This window comes from Microbispora sp. NPDC049633 (assembly GCF_040675265.1).
GTDB lineage: Bacteria > Actinomycetota > Actinomycetes > Streptosporangiales > Streptosporangiaceae > Microbispora > Microbispora maris.
Window position 1 is genome coordinate 39,635 of sequence record NZ_JBFAOO010000029.1, and the last position, 14,485, is coordinate 54,119.

Sequence of the window (14,485 nt, forward strand, 5' to 3'; positions counted from 1 at the left end):
CAGGGCAGACTCAGGGTCAATTCAGGGTCTGGTCGCGGCCTAGTCGTTGGCGTGCAGAGCGGCGTTGAGCTCGATGCCTCTGCTGTCGCGGGACACCGCCTCGACCGCGCCGGTCGTCGAGTTGCGGCGCAGCAGCAGACCCGACTTGCCCGACAGCTCCCTGGCCTTCGCGACCGTCCCGTCCGGCAGCCTGACCTTGGTGCCCGCCGTGACGTACAGCCCGGCCTCCACCACGCAGTCGTCGCCCAGAGAGATGCCGACGCCGGCGTTGGCCCCGAGCAGGCAGCGCTCGCCGATCGAGATGACCTCCTTGCCGCCGCCGGACAGCGTGCCCATGATCGAGGCGCCGCCGCCCACGTCGGACCCGTCGCCCACGATCACCCCGGCGGAGATGCGGCCCTCCACCATCGAGGCGCCGAGCGTGCCGGCGTTGTAGTTGACGAAGCCCTCGTGCATGACGGTGGTGCCGCTCGCGAGGTGGGCGCCGAGCCGTACGCGGTCGGCGTCGGCGACCCGCACGCCGGAGGGCAGCACGTAGTCGACCATCCGGGGGAACTTGTCCACGCCGTAGACGGTCACCGGGCCCCGGGCCCGCAGGCGCAGCCGCACCTCCTCGAAGTCCTCCACCTTGCACGGGCCGTGGTTGGTCCACACCACGTTGGCGAGCAGCCCGAAGACCCCGTCGAGGTTGATCGAACGCGGCCGGACCAGGCGGTGGGATAGCAGGTGCAGTCGCAGGTACACGTCGTGCGCGTCGGCCGGCGGGGCAGACAGGTCGGCGATGCCGGTGCGCACGGCCACGACCTCGACGCCCCGGGCGGGGTCGGGGCCGACCAGGTCCGCCATGTGCTCGCCGAGGTCCTCGACCGCGATCGGCTCGGTGCCCACGGCCGGGGGCTCGCCCAGCGCCGGGAAGGGGAACCAGGTGTCCAGCACGGTGCCGTCCGCGGCGATCGTGGCGAGGCCGATCCCGTACGCACCCGAGGTGGTGGAGTCGATAGCTGTCATGTGCACCAACGCTACCGGTTCAGGACGAGGGGTCTCCTGGGCGGACCATGCCCGACTCGTAGGCGTACCGCACGGCCTGGGCGCGGTCGCGCAGGCCGAGCTTGGCCAGCAGGCGGTTCATGTGCGTGCTCACCGTCGCCTCGCTGATCGACAGTGTGCCGGCGATCTCGCCGTTCGACAGCCCCCGCGCGACCAGGCGCAGCACCTCCTCCTCCCGGGGCGTCAGCCCGGTCTCCGGCGGCGGCGCGGCGGGTTGCGCGCGGCGGTAGGCGTCCACGACCCTGCCCGTGACGGCGGGGTCGAGCAGCAGCTCGCCGCGCGCGGCGCTGCGGATCGCCGCGAACAGGTGCTCGGGCGGCGAGACCTTGAGCAGGAAGCCGCTGACCCCGGCGTGCAGGGCGTGGTCGAGGTTCTCGTCGGTGTCGTAGGTCGTCAGCATGATCACACGCGGCGGCTCGGGCGCGGACAGGATCCGCCGGGCGGCCTCCAGGCCGTCGAGGCGGGGCATCGCGATGTCGAGCAGCACGACCTCGGGCCGCAGGCTGCGGGCCAGTTCCACGGCGCGTTCGCCGTCGGACGCCTCGCCCAGCACGGCGAGGTCCGGCTGGGTGCCGATGACCAGCCGCAGCCCGGCCCGGACCATAGCCTGGTCGTCGGCGATGAGAATGCCGATGTGACTCACAGGGGCAGCACCGCCCGGACGCCGAACCCGCCCGAGGCGAGCGGTCCCGCGGTGAGCGTGCCGTGGAACAGCGCGGCCCGCTCCCGCATGCCGATGAGCCCGTGCCCGCCCTCCGGCCCGCTTTCCTGCCTGGGGCCGCGCGCCCGCGTCCTGCCCTGGCGTGGGCCGTGGTCGACGACCTCCAGGTGCAGCTCCCCGGGGCGGTAGTCCACCGTGACCGCCGCCCGGGTCGGGCCCGCGTGCTTGAGCGCGTTGGTCAGCGCCTCCTGCACGATGCGGTAGGCCGAGAGGTCGAGCCCGGCGGGCAGCGGCACCGGGTCTCCCCGCGTCTCCAGAGCCACCTCGAGCCCCGCCGCCCTGACCTGGTCGAGCAGGTCGTCGAGCCGGTCGAGGCCGGCCTGGTGGCCCGCGTCCGCCTGCGGCCCGCGCAGCAGGCCGAGCATCCGGCGCAGCTCCTCCACCGCGCCGCGGCCCGTCTCCTCGATCGACGCGAGCACCTGCCGCTCGCGTTCCTGGTCCTCGCGCAGCATGAGCCGTACGCCGCCGGTCTGCATGGTCATCACGCTGACGCTGTGGGCGACGATGTCGTGCAGTTCGCGGGCGATGCGGGCGCGCTCCTCCGACACCGCCTCGCGGGCCAGCAGTTCGCCGCGTTCGGCGGCCTGCGCGGCGAGCGCGCGATGCCGCCGCACGGCCAGACCGGCTCCGGCCGCGATCGCGGACATCACCACCGCCACGGCGATGTCGCCCCACCCGGCCGGCGGGGACGAGGCCGCCAGCATGGAGACGACGTACGCACCACTCGCGACCAGGCCGGTCACGGCCTTCACACTGTCCGGCCGCACCTCCGACAGCAGGGTGAACAGCAGCACGAGCTCGGTGTAGAACTGCCAGGCCGCCGCCATCTGGGGGGCGAGGGCGAACAGCAGGACGTTGACGAGGGAGTAGACGCACAGGATCGCGAAGGGGACGCGGCGCCGGAACAGCACGCCGGCGGCTGTGACGACCCCGGCGGCGATCCAGATGGGGAGGTCCTCGCGGGAGGGGCCCATGGAGCGCCCGCCGATCTCCTCGGCGATCGCGAACAGGCCCACGGCCACCGCGACGAGCCAGTCGACGAGAGTGGGGGGACGGTGGTGGAGCATGACGCAGAGGGTAACGGTCGTCCGGAATGCACCGTTCCATAAATCTAGTTCTACATATCCACCTGTAGGCGGACATGTCGTCAAAACGTGCTTTGACGACACCGCGGGGGACCGGTCCGTACGGTCCTCCGCATGATTGCCAACGCGAACTCCTTCCGCCGCGTCGCGGCGGGCACGAGCCTCATCCTCGCCCCGCTCTGCCTGCTCCTCGGCATGGCCGCCGACCCGTCCGAGCCCGGGGTCGAGGACCCTCTCGTGTACGCGCACAACCCGGGCGCCGTGGGCGTCAGCGCGACGCTCCTCCACTACGCGTGGATCCTGTGGGTCCCCGGTGTGATCGGCCTCGTCCACCTCGTCCGCAAGAAGGGCGTGGTGCTGGCCAACATCGCGGGCGTGGTCGCGGTCCTCGGCCTCATCAACTTCTCGGCACTGATGATCTCGGACTTCTTCGACATCGTGGCGTTCCGGATGCTGCCGGTCGACCAGGCGGAGAAGCTCATGCAGGACGCGGCGCAGCCCGCGATGATCATCGCCTGGCAGATGCCCGGGATGATCGGGTCGTTCCTCGGCCTCGTGCTCGTGGCCGTCGCGTACGCCTGGGGAGGCCGGGCCGGATGGTGGTTCCCGGCCGGCGTGCTCGTCGGCATCCTCGTCTGGCTGTTCGGCGCGAGCGCGTGGAACCTCGTGCTGGGCCTCGGCGGCCCCGTCATCCTGCTCGTGGTCTTCGGCATCGTCGGCGTCTCGGTGATCCGAATGCGTGACGAGGACTGGGCCACCGCCGCGTGACCTGGGTGAACGCCCTGTTTCAGTGGGTTTCAGGTTGAAAGGGGTGATTACGGGGAAAGTTGACTCGGCATCACCGAGTCGGCAAACCTCGGCCCGATGGGGGGCGAATGACCGACGTGCAGAACTACGCCCGGGACTGCTTCCGCGGAGTCACCTCCGACCGGCTGGGCGTCGAGCTGGAGTTCCTGGTTTTCGACGCCGCGGACCCCGCGCTCCACGTCCCCGTCGCCCGGATCGCGGACGCGCTCCCCACGCTCCCCGGCGGCAGCCGGGTGACGTTCGAACCGGGCGGGCAGCTCGAACTGTCCGCCCCGCCGGACGTCCTGCCCGCCGCGATCGCGAAGCTCACCGCCGACGTCGGCGCCGTACGGCTCGCGCTCGCCCGGGCCGGGCTGCGGCTGGGCGGCCGGGGCCTGGACACGCTCCGTCCGCCCCTACGGCAGTTACGAGAGCCCCGGTATGAGGCGATGGCCGCCTTCCTCGGCCGCCCGCACGGCCTCACGATGATGTGCTCGACCGCGTCCGTCCAGATCAACCTGGACTTCGGCGACGATCCCCGGGTCCGCTGGGAACGCGCCCACGTGCTCGGCCCGGTGCTGGTGGCGGCCTTCGCCAACTCGCCCGCGGGCGGATGGGCCTCGGGCCGCCAGGCCGTGTGGAGCAGGCTCGACCCGAGCAGGACCGCGCCGGTCCCGCGCGGAGGCGATCCGGTGGACGACTGGGCGCGTTATCTCCTCGACGCCCGGCTCATGCTGGTCCGGGAAGACGGCGGCTTCGTGCCGGTCCTCGACGGCTCGGCGTTCCGCGACTTCGCCCGCGTGGCCGGGCGTCCCCCCGGTGAGGACGATCTCGCCTACCACGCCACCACGCTCTTCCCGCCCGTGCGCCCGCGGGGCTGGCTGGAGGTGCGCTACCTCGACGCGCAGGGGGCCGCGGAGTGGCCCGTGTGCGTGGCCGTCGTCCACGCGCTCGTCATCGACGACCGGGCCGCCGGGGCCGCCCTCGAAGCGGCCCGGCCGGTGGCGCACCGGTGGATGGAGGCCGCCCGGCTCGGTCTCGCCGACCCGGAGCTGCGCCGGTCCGCCTCCGTCTGCTTCCGCGCCGCCGCCGAGGCCCTGCCCCGCCTCGGGGCCGAGCCCCGGCTGGTCGCCCGGGTCCGTGCGTTCGCCTCCCGGCACATCGAATCCGGCCGATCGCCGGCCGCCGACCAGATGGAGGAGATGTACGCGTGACCGATCTCGACGCCGTCCTGGGCAACGCCGGCCCGACCGGCCTGAAGGAGCGGATCGCGGCCGAGCTCGAGGCCGTACGCGAGCGGTCGCTCGCCTACACCGACACCGACGACGACATGCTCGTGCGCCAGCACTCGCCCCTGATGTCACCGCTGGTCTGGGACCTCGCGCACGTCGGGAACTACGAGGAGCTGTGGGTGCTGCGGGAGGTGGGCGGCATCGAGCCGCTGCGCCCGGAGATCGACCATCTCTACGACGCGTTCAAGTACCCGCGCAAGGACCGGCCCTCGCTGCCGCTGCTCGGCCCGGCCGAGGCCAGGAAGTACATCTCCGGCGTACGCGGCCGGGTGCTCGACGTCCTCGACCTGGTGGACCTGACCGATCCCGCCCCGTTGCGGGCCGGCGGCTACGTCTTCGGGCTGGTGCTCCAACACGAGCATCAACACGACGAGACGATGCTCGCCACGCTCCAGCTGTCCCGGCGGCCGGGCCTGGTCCGCGACGGGGAACTGCCGCCGGGCCGGCCCGCCGGTGACCCTGAGGTGCACATCCCCGCCGGGGTCTTCACGATGGGCACCGACACCGTGGCCTGGGCGTACGACAACGAGCGGCCGGCTCACCGGATCTACCTGCCGGGCTACTGGATCGATCGCCATCCCGTCACCAACGGGGCGTACATGGAGTTCGTCGAGGACGGCGGCTACCGCGACCCGCGCTGGTGGCTGCCGCAGGGCTGGGAGTGGGCCCAGCGGACCGGTGTGGAGGCCCCGCTGTTCTGGACCCGGGACGGGGACACCTGGTGGCGGATCCGCTTCGGCCGGGAGGAGCCCGTGCCGGCGGACGAGCCGGTGCAGCACGTCTCGTGGTACGAGGCCGACGCGTACGCCCGGTGGGCGGGCAAGCGCCTGCCGACCGAGGCCGAGTGGGAGAAGGCGTGCGGGGGCCGCACGTACCCCTGGGGCGAGGCCGACCCCGGCCACCTCGGGCGCTGGGCCAACCTCGGCCACCGCGCCGCCCGGCCCGCGCCCGCCGGGGCGTTCCCGGACGGCGCGAGTCCATATGGCGTGGAGCAGCTGGTGGGGGACGTGTGGGAGTGGACGGACTCCTGGTTCCAGCCCTATCCCGGCTACCGCTGCTTCCCCTACGAGGAGTACAGCAAGGTCTTCTTCGGGGAGACCTACCGGGTGCTGCGCGGCGGGTCGTGGGCCACCCACCCCTCCGCGGTGCGCACGACCTTCCGCAACTGGGACTACCCGATCCGGCGGCAGATCTTCGCCGGGTTCCGCTGCGCGCGCTCGGAGGACTGAGGGGATGTGCCGCCACGCGGCGTGGCTGGGCCCGGCGCGGCCGGTGACCTCGTTGATCAGCGACCCCGGGCACGGGCTGCTGCGCCAGTCGTACGCGCCGCGCATGCAGAAGTACGGCACGGTGAACGCCGACGGGTTCGGCTTCGGCTGGTACGACGGCCCCAGGCCCGTGCGGTACCGCCGTACGGTGCCCATCTGGGCGGACGCCAACATGCCCGGCCTCGCCGCGGTGGCGCGGTCGTCCTGCATCATCGCGGCGGTCAGGTCGGCCACGGCCGGCATGCCGATCGAGGAGAGCGCCACCGCGCCGTTCGCCGACGGGCCCTGGCTGCTCAGCCACAACGGCCGGGTCCGGCGCGAGGCGGTCAGGCCCCTCGCGGCCGACGCGGAGAGCGTGTGCGACTCGGCGTGGCTCGCCGCGGCCGTGTTCACCCGGTTGCGGGACGGCCTGCCGCTCGCCGGCGTCCTGGCCGACGTCGTCCGCGCGGCGGCGGAGGGCGACGGCGAGGCCCGGCTGAACCTGCTCGTCACGGGAGGTTCGCATCTGGCCGCCGTCGCGTGGGGCGACACGTTGTTCACGCACCTGGAGCAGGGGGTGCTCGTCGCCAGCGAACCGCTGGACGACCGGCCGGGCTGGCGGGCCGTGCCCGACCGGAGCCTGCTGCTCGCGTCCCCCGACGGCGTCTCGGTGACACCCATCGATTGAGAGGCGACCATGGTTACCGATCATCTCGGCGGCGACTACCTGCGCCAGGCTCTGGAGAACGACGTACGCGCCGGGCTCACCTCGTCACCCAAGTGGCTGCCCCCCAAGTGGTTCTACGACGAGGCGGGCAGCGAGCTGTTCTCCCGGATCACCCGGCTGGCGGAGTACTACCCCACCCGGCGGGAGCTGGAGATCCTGCGCCGCCGCGCCGTCGACGTCGCGGGCCTCAGCCGCGCCGACACGCTCGTCGAGCTGGGTTCGGGCACCAGCGAGAAGACCGTGCTCCTGCTCGACGCGATGGCCAACGCCGGGACGCTGCGGGCCTACACGCCGGTCGACGTCGACGCCGTCACGCTGGCGGCCGCGGCCGAGCGGCTCGCCGTACGCTATCCGGGCCTGGACGTGCGGCCGGTGCGCGCCGACTTCGAGCAGCACCTGGCGCTGCTGCCCAGGACGGGCAGGCGGCTGGTGGCCTTCCTCGGCGGCACGATCGGCAACCTCCCGCCCGCCGCGCGGGAGGTGTTCCTGAAGGAGCTGCGCGCCACGCTGCGGCCGGGCGACACCCTGCTGCTCGGCACCGACCTGGTGAAGGACCCCGTCCGCCTGGTCAGGGCGTACGACGACCCGCAGGCGGTGACGGCCGCCTTCAACCGCAACGTGCTGCACGTGCTCAACCGGGAGCTGGACGCCGGCTTCGAGCCGGAGGCGTTCGAGCACGTCGCGCTGTGGGACGAGGACCACGACTGGATCGAGATGCGGCTGCGGGCCACCCGGCCGATGGAGGTCCCGATCAGGGCGCTCGGCCTCACGGTGGCCTTCGCCGAGGGCGAGGAGATGCGGACGGAGATCAGCGCCAAGTTCCGCAGGGAGGGAGTGCTCGACGAGCTGTCCCGGGCCGGTTTCACGGTCTGCCGCTGGTACACCGACAGCGCCGGCGACTTCGCGCTGACCCTCGCCGCCGTGCCGGTGGCGGGGAGGCTCGCCGGCTGACGACGCCCGGCCCGCCGGGCCGGGGTCAGGGGGCCGGGGTCAGGAGCCCGCGGGCAGCGGCAGGCGCAGGACGAAGCGGGCGCCGCGCGGGGAGTCCTCGACCCGCAGCGTCCCGTGATGGGCGTCCGCCGTGACGCGGCACAGGGCGAGGCCCAGCCCGGTGCCCTTCGGGTCGCGGCGGCGCCCGTCCTTCAGCCGGACGAACGGTTCGAAGACCCGCTCGCGGTCCTCCGGCGCGATGCCGTCGCCGTCGTCGAGCACGGTGACGACCGCCTCGTCGCCGGCCCGCTCGACCGTGACCTCCACCTCGCTGTCCGCGTGCCGCTGGCCGTTGACCAGCAGGTTGGTCAGCACGCCGCACAGCTGGACCCGGTTGCCGAGCACGGTCACCTCGTCCTTGACCTCGGTCCGCACGGGCACGCCGCCGGTGCGGGCGGCGGCCTCCTCCCGCACGAGCGCCCCGAGGTCGATCGGCTCGGGTTCGGCGGTCGCGGCCGTGCGGACGCGGGCGACCGTGAGCATCTCGTCGATGATCGCCTGGCACCGCTCGGTGGTGCGCACCGCAGTCCGGATCGTCTCGTACGGATCGGTCTCCTCGCGGTAGAGCAGGGCCTCCTCCAGTTGCGTGCGCAGCCCGGCGAGCGGGGTCCGCAGCTCGTGGGAGACCATCGAGGCGAAGTGCCGCTGCTGGCGCACGGAGGTGTCGAGGCGTTCGAGGAAGTTGTTGGAGGCCCGGGCGAGCTCGGCTATCTCGTCACGCCCGGGCGGCTGGGGGACCCGCAGGCTGAGGTCGCGCACGCTGATTTCCGTCACCCTCTCGCGAATCTCTCTGACCGGGCGCAGCGTGCGCCCCGCGGCACGCCAGCTCGCCCAGGTCCATCCGGCGGCCATCAACAGCACTCCGATCGCGGTGAACAGTTCCAGCCGCCGCGTGGCCAGGAGACCGGGCTCGGCCCTGCCCGCGTACACGGCGTGCGGCTCGCCGTTCCAGAACAGCCGGGACTGCACCGGCAGAACCCGCACGGCGGTGAGCGCGACGCACCGCCCCTTGTCCGGGCACTCGATGCGGTACTGCAGGCGGTCCTCCCCCGTGGGGAAGGGGGAGGTCAGCGGGGGCCTGCCACTCGCCGCCCGGCTGGCGGTGATCACCCGGTTGCCGGAGTCGACGAGCTGGACGAGATCGTCGTGCGTCGCCGACGGTGCGGGGATGCCGTTGGGACCCATCGAGGCGATCCAGTCGGTGGCCACCCGCTGCGTGTCCATGAAGAGGTGGCTGTGGATCCGGTTCCGGATGGCGATGTCCAGACCGGTCCCGATCACCGTCAGGACGACCAGGGAGACGATCGCGCTCATCAGGGCGGTCCGCGCCTGGATCGAGCGTGGGCGTAAAAAGTTGGGCATGCGCCCGCCCCCCATGAACCCTCCCATGTCGTCCGTAATGCAATGCTGAGGAAAAAAAGGTTAATAAGCGATATCCGGAATTGGGGTCACCATGGCGCTTTGGATCACAACCCTTGCGATTTCCCGGTGAAGGGTTGACGGTCTCTTTGCCTGATCATGCATCTGCCCTGGTAGACGGCCTTTGATCCGCTCTTGCCTGCGTTTTACGTTCAGTGGCATAAGTGCTAAATGTGAAAATCGTGCTGGATGTGGTCGCCAAGATGAGACATAGGGCGACGATCGCCGCCACGGCCGGCCAGGGGACGACCAGGGGAACCTCGCCCCCGGCCATCTCCGCCAGTCCGGCGCGCATTCCCAGCAGTGCGGGAAAGGCCACCGCGAAGCCGAGCACGGTGCCCGTCCCGGTGACCAGAGCCGCCTCGGCGGCGGTCGCCGCGATCGCCTGCCGCCGTGTCGCGCCGGTCAGGCGCAGGACCACGACGTCGCGGACCCGCGCCGACGCCGCCATGACCTGCGTGTTGACGATCGCGAGACCGGCGTAGCCGGCCGAGACCCCGACCAGCAGGAGCGTGAACAGCCAGACGAGCCGGTCCTCCTCCGCCTGCTCGCCGGCCGCGCGTTCGGCGACGCTCACCGTCTTCGCCCCCAGGCCGGGGAAGGCGCGCCCGGGCGGCCCGGACACGTACGCCTCGGGAGTCAGCGCCGACGGGTCGTGGGCGCGGACCGTGTCCCGCGAGACCAGCACCTCCGCCGGAGCTTCGGCCAGGACCGCCGCGACCCGCAGGTGCACGGTCCGGCCGTCCTCGAAGGTGATCGGCACGCGGTCTCCCGCCCGCCAGCCGTGCTCCCGCGCGGCCCACCCGGCGACCGCCATCACGTCGCCGTCGAGGCCACCGAGGTCGCCGCCCAGATCAAGGCCGCCCAGATCAAGGCCGCCCAGCGCGGCGAGCGGCCTGTCGCCCCACACGGTGGCGGGAAGCGGGGCCGAGGCGGCCGAGGCGGCCCGCAGCGCCGCGTCCGGGAGGCCCGGAGCGGCGTCGGGCACGAGCACCGCCGTCGCACCGCCGCCCGCGGCCCCCTCCACGGTGTACGCCGCGGCGGTCGTGCGCACCATGCCGGTGACGAGCACGGCGAAGCCGACCGTCAGCAGCACCGGGGCCGCGGTGGCGGCGGTGCGCCGCACGGCCGTCGCCGCGCCGCGCCCCGCCAGCAGGCCCACCGCCGACCTGGCCATCGGCCACGCGAGGGCCCGCACGAGCGGCGGGAGGACGACCGGCGCGAGCAGCGTGAGCCCGGCGATCAGCGCCATCGCGGCGAGCAGGACGTCGTTCACCAGCGCGTCCTCCCGGGCGGAACCGCTCGCCACCGCCATGGCCAGGCCCCCGGCCACGGCCACCGTCCCCGCGATCCACCGCGTCCGCGTCATCGGCCCGCCGCCCGCCGCGTGCTCGCGCAGCGCCTCCAGGGGCCGGACCCGGGCGGCCCGGCGTGCCGCCGACCACGCGCCGAGCAGGGCCGCCGCGATCCCGGCCGCGACCGCCCCCGCGGGCGGCCACGGCGTGAACCGCACGCCGAACGAGGAGGGCTCGACGCCCGCCGTGACGAGCATCTCGCCCACCGCGGGCGCGACGGCCGCGCCCAGCAGGGTCCCGGCCGTGGCCGCGACCACGCCGACGGCGAGCGCCTCGGCGTACACGACCAGGCGGATCTGACGCGGGGTCGCGCCGGCCGCCCGCAGCAGACCGAACTCACGGCGCCGCTGGTTCACCCGGAACGCGAAGGTGGACGCCACCAGGAACACGGACACGAAACCGCCGAGAACCGCCATCGCGGTGAGCACCTGCATGCCGATCCAGCGCGTCCGGGCGTCGGCGGCGGATTCGGCCGCCGCCCGGTCCGGTCCCGCGAGCACCTGGCCGGATTCGCCGGCGACCCCGCGTACGGCACGCGACACGGCGGCCCGCACCACGGCGAGATCGGCCCCCGGCCGGACGAGCAGCCCGACGACCCGGACACCGCCCCCGAGCCGTTCGGCCTCGCCCTCCGACACGTACGGCCCGGGACCGTCGGTGAGGCCCGTGACCGTGTACGGCGCCGGTCCGCCCGCCGTCAGCAGTGTGACGGGCGAGCCCGGTGCGAGCCCGAGCGCGCGGTCGAGCACCACCTCTCCGGCGCGGACCGGCGCCCGGCCGGTCACCAGCCGGTACGGCGCCAGCGCGGCGACGCTCCAGCTCCGGGCCTCGTGCCCGCCCGTCGGCCTGCCGCCGACGACGGCCTGGGCGTAGAAGGCGCGGTCGGGCACGGCCGCCGCGACGCCGGGCACGGACGTCAGCGCGCGGACCAGCGACCCGGCGGCCTCGGGGGACCAGGGCCGGCTCTCCCTGAAGGCGTTCTCCTCGCCGGGCGTGCCGGGAACGCGTACGAGCAGAGGCGCGGCGGCGTACCGCTCGGGCACGCGCGGGCCGGCGGAGGCCAGCAGCAGCGTGGTCGCGGAGAGGATCACGGTGCCGAGGCACAGCGCGACGAGACTGCCCACGAGCCCCGTCCACCGGCCACGCAGCAGGGAGCGCAGCAGGTCGAGGCTCAGCACGCCTCCTCCAGCAGGGTCGTGCGCGCGGCGATCTCGGCGGCGCTCGACCGGCCCAGCTCCCCGGCGAGCCTGCCGTCCGCCAGCAGCACGACCCGGTCCGCGTACGCCGCGGCGGCGGGGTCGTGGGTGACCATGACGACGGTCTGCCCGCGGGTGTCCACGAGCCCGCGCAGGAGTTCCATGACCGCACGCGACGCGGCGCTGTCGAGCGCGCCGGTCGGCTCGTCGGCGAAGAGCACGACGGGCTCTGTTCCTGGCGACCGGGCGATCAGCGTGCGGGCGATGGCGACCCGCTGCCGCTCGCCGCCGGACAGCTCGGCGGGCCGATGCCCGGCCCGATGGGCCAGGCCGACCTCACCCAGCGCGGCGCGCACCGAGGCGGGGGCGGGGCGGCGGCCGGCCAGGCGCAGGGGCAGCGCCACGTTCTCCTCGGCGGTGAGCGCGTCGACCAGGTTGTACTCCTGGAAGACGAAGCCGACCCGGTCCCGGCGCAGCAGGGTGAGCGCCCTCTCGTCCAGTGGGCCGAGGTCGGTGCCGTCGATCAGCACGGTTCCGGCCGCCGGACGGTCGAGCCCGGCGGCGCAGTGCAGCAGCGTGGACTTGCCGGAGCCCGACGGCCCCATCACGGCCGTGAAGGTCCCCCGGCCGAAGCCGAGGGTCACGCCGTCGAGAGCGGTCACCGCGCCCGGCCCGGTGCCGTGAACCACGCGGACCGAGTCGAGCAGGACCACGTGCCCGGTTGTCCGTGTCTCGCCGGGCGGTGTCATGCCGGGCGGTGTCAAGTCGGGTGGTGTCATGTCGCTCAGCCAACCGGCGGCGGGCCCGCCGGGCATTGGCGCTGGGGCGAGAACCGGAGGTATTCCCAGCACTACCGACACCGGCGCGTCGAGCGGTTAACGTCGGTGCCGTGGCCGCCCCCATCCTCGTTCCCGCCGTTCCCGCCGTCGCCCCCGCCGCCCTCGCGCCCCGGACCGCGCTGGAGGCGCTCGCCGGGCCGCCGGGCCGCTTCCTGACCTCCGTCTGGCCCTGGCGCTCCCTGGCGTACCTGCTGACCGGTGCCGTTCCGGGGTTCGCGTTCGCCACCGTGCTGTCGTCGGCGCGGGCGGTGGACGGCGCCGCGGGCGCGACGACCGCCGTGCTGGTGGCCGTCCTGGTGGTCGCCGCGCTGCTGGTGCCCGTGGCCTGGTTCGAGCGGTGGCGGCTGCGGCTCGCGGACCGGCAGCCGGTGCGCGGGCTGCCGGGCGGCCGCCGGCCGGGATGGCGGGAGGCGGGGCACGCCCTCGTGGCGCTGGTCGTGCTCGGCTGGGTGGACCTGCTGGTGGCGGTGGTCGCGATCGCCGGACCGGCCGTGCTGATCCTTTCCCCGGTCGTGCAGCCGATCAGCCCCGAGGGTGAGGCCACGCTGGGGGAGACCTTCATCGGCTCGGCGGCCGGACTGCTGCTGGTGCCCGTGGCCGCGTACACGGTCAGCGCCTGGGCGGGCGCCCGGGCGGCGATGGCGCGGGCCATGCTCGTGCCGCAGGAGGCCGAGACGCGCGAGGTCGCGCGGTCCCGGGCGCGCCTCGTGGACGCCTTCGAGGCCGAGCGCCGCCGCATCGAGCGCGACCTGCACGACGGCGCGCAGCAGCGGCTGGTAGCCCTGTCGATGAAGCTGGGCCTGGCCGGGCTCGACCTTCCGCCGGGCTCGCCCGCGGCCCTGCGGCTGGAGGAGGCCCGCGAGCTGGCGGGACAGGCGCTCGCGGAGCTGCGCGAGCTGATCCGCGGGGTCCATCCGCAGGTGCTCGCCGACCGCGGGCTGCCGGCCGCCGTGCGCGAAGTCGCCGGAAGATCGCCGGTGCCCGCCCGGGTGGACATCGCGCTGGACGGGCGGCTGCCCGCCAGGGTGGAGGCGGCGGCCTACTACGTCGTCTGCGAGACGCTGGCGAACGTGGCCAAGCACAGCGGCGCGGGTTCCTGCGTGGTGCGCGGCCGGCTGCGCCGGGGCGTGCTCGTGCTGGAGGTCGCCGACGACGGGCGCGGGGGAGCGGACCCCGCGCGCGGCACGGGCCTGACCGGGCTCGCCGACCGGGTGGCGGCCGTCGAGGGCACGCTCGGAGTCGAGAGCCCACACGGCGGCCCGACCACGGTCAGAGCGGAGATCCCGTGCGCGCGGTGATCGCCGAAGACTCGGTGCTGCTCCGGGAAGGGCTGGCCGGTCTGCTGGAGCGCTTCGGGCACGACGTCGTGGCCGCGGTGGGCGACGCGCCCGCGCTGATCGCGGCCGTCGCCGAGCGGGACCCGGACGTCGTGATCGCGGATGTGCGCATGCCCCCCGGCTTCAGCGACGAGGGGCTGCGGGCCGTGCTGGAGCTGCGGGCGGCGCGGCCGTCCCTTCCGGTGCTCGTGCTCAGCCAGTACGTCGAGCAGACCTACGCGGCCGAGCTGCTCGACGAGGCGGGCGCCGGCGGCGTCGGCTACCTGCTGAAGGACCGGATCGGCGACGTCGCGCAGTTCGCCGGCGCGGTGACGACGGTCGCGGGCGGCGGCACCGTGATCGACCCGGAGGTGGTCAGGCAGCTGCTGCGCGGGCGCGCCGACCCGCTCGCCCGGCTCACTGCGCGCGAGCGGGAGGTGCTCGCCCTGGTCGCGGAGGGCCGCT

At 74.1% G+C, this 14,485-nt stretch carries 13 protein-coding genes; 7 read left to right on the forward strand and 6 right to left on the reverse strand.

Annotation, left to right across the window (positions count from 1 at the left end; all coding sequences use genetic code 11):
* Positions 1–39: 39 nt before the first annotated feature.
* Genes dapD through AB0J39_RS10640 form a run of 3 tightly spaced genes read right to left on the reverse strand, consistent with a single transcriptional unit; the run spans position 40 to position 2,835 of the window.
* A complete protein-coding gene (gene dapD, locus AB0J39_RS10630; RefSeq protein WP_363463154.1) occupies positions 40–1,008 on the reverse strand; it encodes a 2,3,4,5-tetrahydropyridine-2,6-dicarboxylate N-succinyltransferase in 969 nt (322 codons plus the stop codon).
* 19 nt (positions 1,009–1,027) lie between these two features.
* Positions 1,028–1,690, reverse strand: a complete 663-nt coding sequence (locus AB0J39_RS10635) for a response regulator transcription factor (RefSeq protein WP_363463155.1) — start codon at positions 1,688–1,690, stop codon at positions 1,028–1,030.
* Positions 1,687–2,835, reverse strand: a complete 1,149-nt coding sequence (locus tag AB0J39_RS10640; RefSeq protein ID WP_363463156.1) for a sensor histidine kinase — start codon at positions 2,833–2,835, stop codon at positions 1,687–1,689. Before AB0J39_RS10640 ends, AB0J39_RS10635 begins: the two co-directional genes overlap by 4 nt.
* A 132-nt stretch (positions 2,836–2,967) precedes the next feature.
* On the opposite strand from AB0J39_RS10640, the gene AB0J39_RS10645 reads away from it, so the two are divergent.
* From AB0J39_RS10645 to egtD, 5 genes are all read left to right on the forward strand, one after another.
* Positions 2,968–3,621: a hypothetical protein gene (locus tag AB0J39_RS10645; RefSeq protein ID WP_363463157.1), complete on the forward strand. Its 654-nt coding sequence runs from the start codon at positions 2,968–2,970 to the stop codon at positions 3,619–3,621.
* A gap of 107 nt (positions 3,622–3,728) precedes the next feature.
* Positions 3,729–4,853 carry an ergothioneine biosynthesis glutamate--cysteine ligase EgtA gene (gene egtA, locus AB0J39_RS10650; RefSeq protein ID WP_363463158.1) on the forward strand — a complete coding sequence of 375 codons (1,125 nt, stop codon included), beginning with the start codon at positions 3,729–3,731 and terminating at the stop codon, positions 4,851–4,853.
* Complete coding sequence (egtB, locus tag AB0J39_RS10655) at positions 4,850–6,160, forward strand: ergothioneine biosynthesis protein EgtB (protein ID WP_363463159.1); 1,311 nt, start codon at positions 4,850–4,852, stop codon at positions 6,158–6,160. Before egtA ends, egtB begins: the two co-directional genes overlap by 4 nt.
* Positions 6,161–6,164: 4 nt before the next feature.
* Positions 6,165–6,866, forward strand: a complete 702-nt coding sequence (gene egtC, locus AB0J39_RS10660; protein WP_363463160.1) for an ergothioneine biosynthesis protein EgtC — start codon at positions 6,165–6,167, stop codon at positions 6,864–6,866.
* Between the two features lie 9 nt (positions 6,867–6,875).
* Positions 6,876–7,856: an L-histidine N(alpha)-methyltransferase gene (gene egtD, locus AB0J39_RS10665; RefSeq protein ID WP_363463161.1), complete on the forward strand. Its 981-nt coding sequence runs from the start codon at positions 6,876–6,878 to the stop codon at positions 7,854–7,856.
* A gap of 39 nt (positions 7,857–7,895) precedes the next feature.
* Here the strand turns inward: egtD and AB0J39_RS10670 are convergent, their stop codons facing one another.
* From AB0J39_RS10670 to AB0J39_RS10680, 3 genes are all read right to left on the reverse strand, one after another.
* Positions 7,896–9,209 carry a HAMP domain-containing sensor histidine kinase gene (locus AB0J39_RS10670; RefSeq protein ID WP_363463162.1) on the reverse strand — a complete coding sequence of 438 codons (1,314 nt, stop codon included), beginning with the start codon at positions 9,207–9,209 and terminating at the stop codon, positions 7,896–7,898.
* Positions 9,210–9,411: 202 nt separating this feature from the next.
* On the reverse strand, positions 9,412–11,847 hold the full coding sequence (locus tag AB0J39_RS10675) for an ABC transporter permease (protein ID WP_363463163.1): 2,436 nt from the start codon (positions 11,845–11,847) through the stop codon (positions 9,412–9,414).
* The gene (locus tag AB0J39_RS10680; protein WP_363463164.1) at positions 11,841–12,614 is read right to left on the reverse strand and encodes an ABC transporter ATP-binding protein; all 774 of its coding nucleotides are present in this window, start codon (positions 12,612–12,614) and stop codon (positions 11,841–11,843) included. The genes AB0J39_RS10675 and AB0J39_RS10680 overlap by 7 nt, the downstream gene beginning before the upstream one ends.
* A gap of 140 nt (positions 12,615–12,754) precedes the next feature.
* Between AB0J39_RS10680 and AB0J39_RS10685 the strand changes: the two genes are divergently transcribed.
* The gene (locus AB0J39_RS10685) at positions 12,755–14,002 is read left to right on the forward strand and encodes a histidine kinase (RefSeq protein ID WP_363463165.1); all 1,248 of its coding nucleotides are present in this window, start codon (positions 12,755–12,757) and stop codon (positions 14,000–14,002) included.
* The coding region (locus tag AB0J39_RS10690) for a response regulator transcription factor (protein ID WP_363463166.1) at positions 13,990–14,485 on the forward strand (496 nt) is incomplete at its 3' end. The genes AB0J39_RS10685 and AB0J39_RS10690, both read left to right, overlap by 13 nt.

Bases quoted from the DNA above. Each gene is read 5' to 3' on its own strand.
- dapD (WP_363463154.1), bottom strand. From the start codon at position 1,008: ATGACAGCTATCGACTCCACCACCTCGGGTGCGTACGGGATCGGCCTC.
- AB0J39_RS10640 (WP_363463156.1), bottom strand. From the start codon at position 2,835: ATGCTCCACCACCGTCCCCCCACTCTCGTCGACTGGCTCGTCGCGGTG.
- AB0J39_RS10645 (WP_363463157.1), top strand. From the start codon at position 2,968: ATGATTGCCAACGCGAACTCCTTCCGCCGCGTCGCGGCGGGCACGAGC.
- egtA (WP_363463158.1), top strand. From the start codon at position 3,729: ATGACCGACGTGCAGAACTACGCCCGGGACTGCTTCCGCGGAGTCACC.
- egtC (WP_363463160.1), top strand. From the start codon at position 6,165: ATGTGCCGCCACGCGGCGTGGCTGGGCCCGGCGCGGCCGGTGACCTCG.
- egtD (WP_363463161.1), top strand. From the start codon at position 6,876: ATGGTTACCGATCATCTCGGCGGCGACTACCTGCGCCAGGCTCTGGAG.
- AB0J39_RS10670 (WP_363463162.1), bottom strand. From the start codon at position 9,209: ATGAGCGCGATCGTCTCCCTGGTCGTCCTGACGGTGATCGGGACCGGT.
- AB0J39_RS10680 (WP_363463164.1), bottom strand. From the start codon at position 12,614: ATGACACCGCCCGGCGAGACACGGACAACCGGGCACGTGGTCCTGCTC.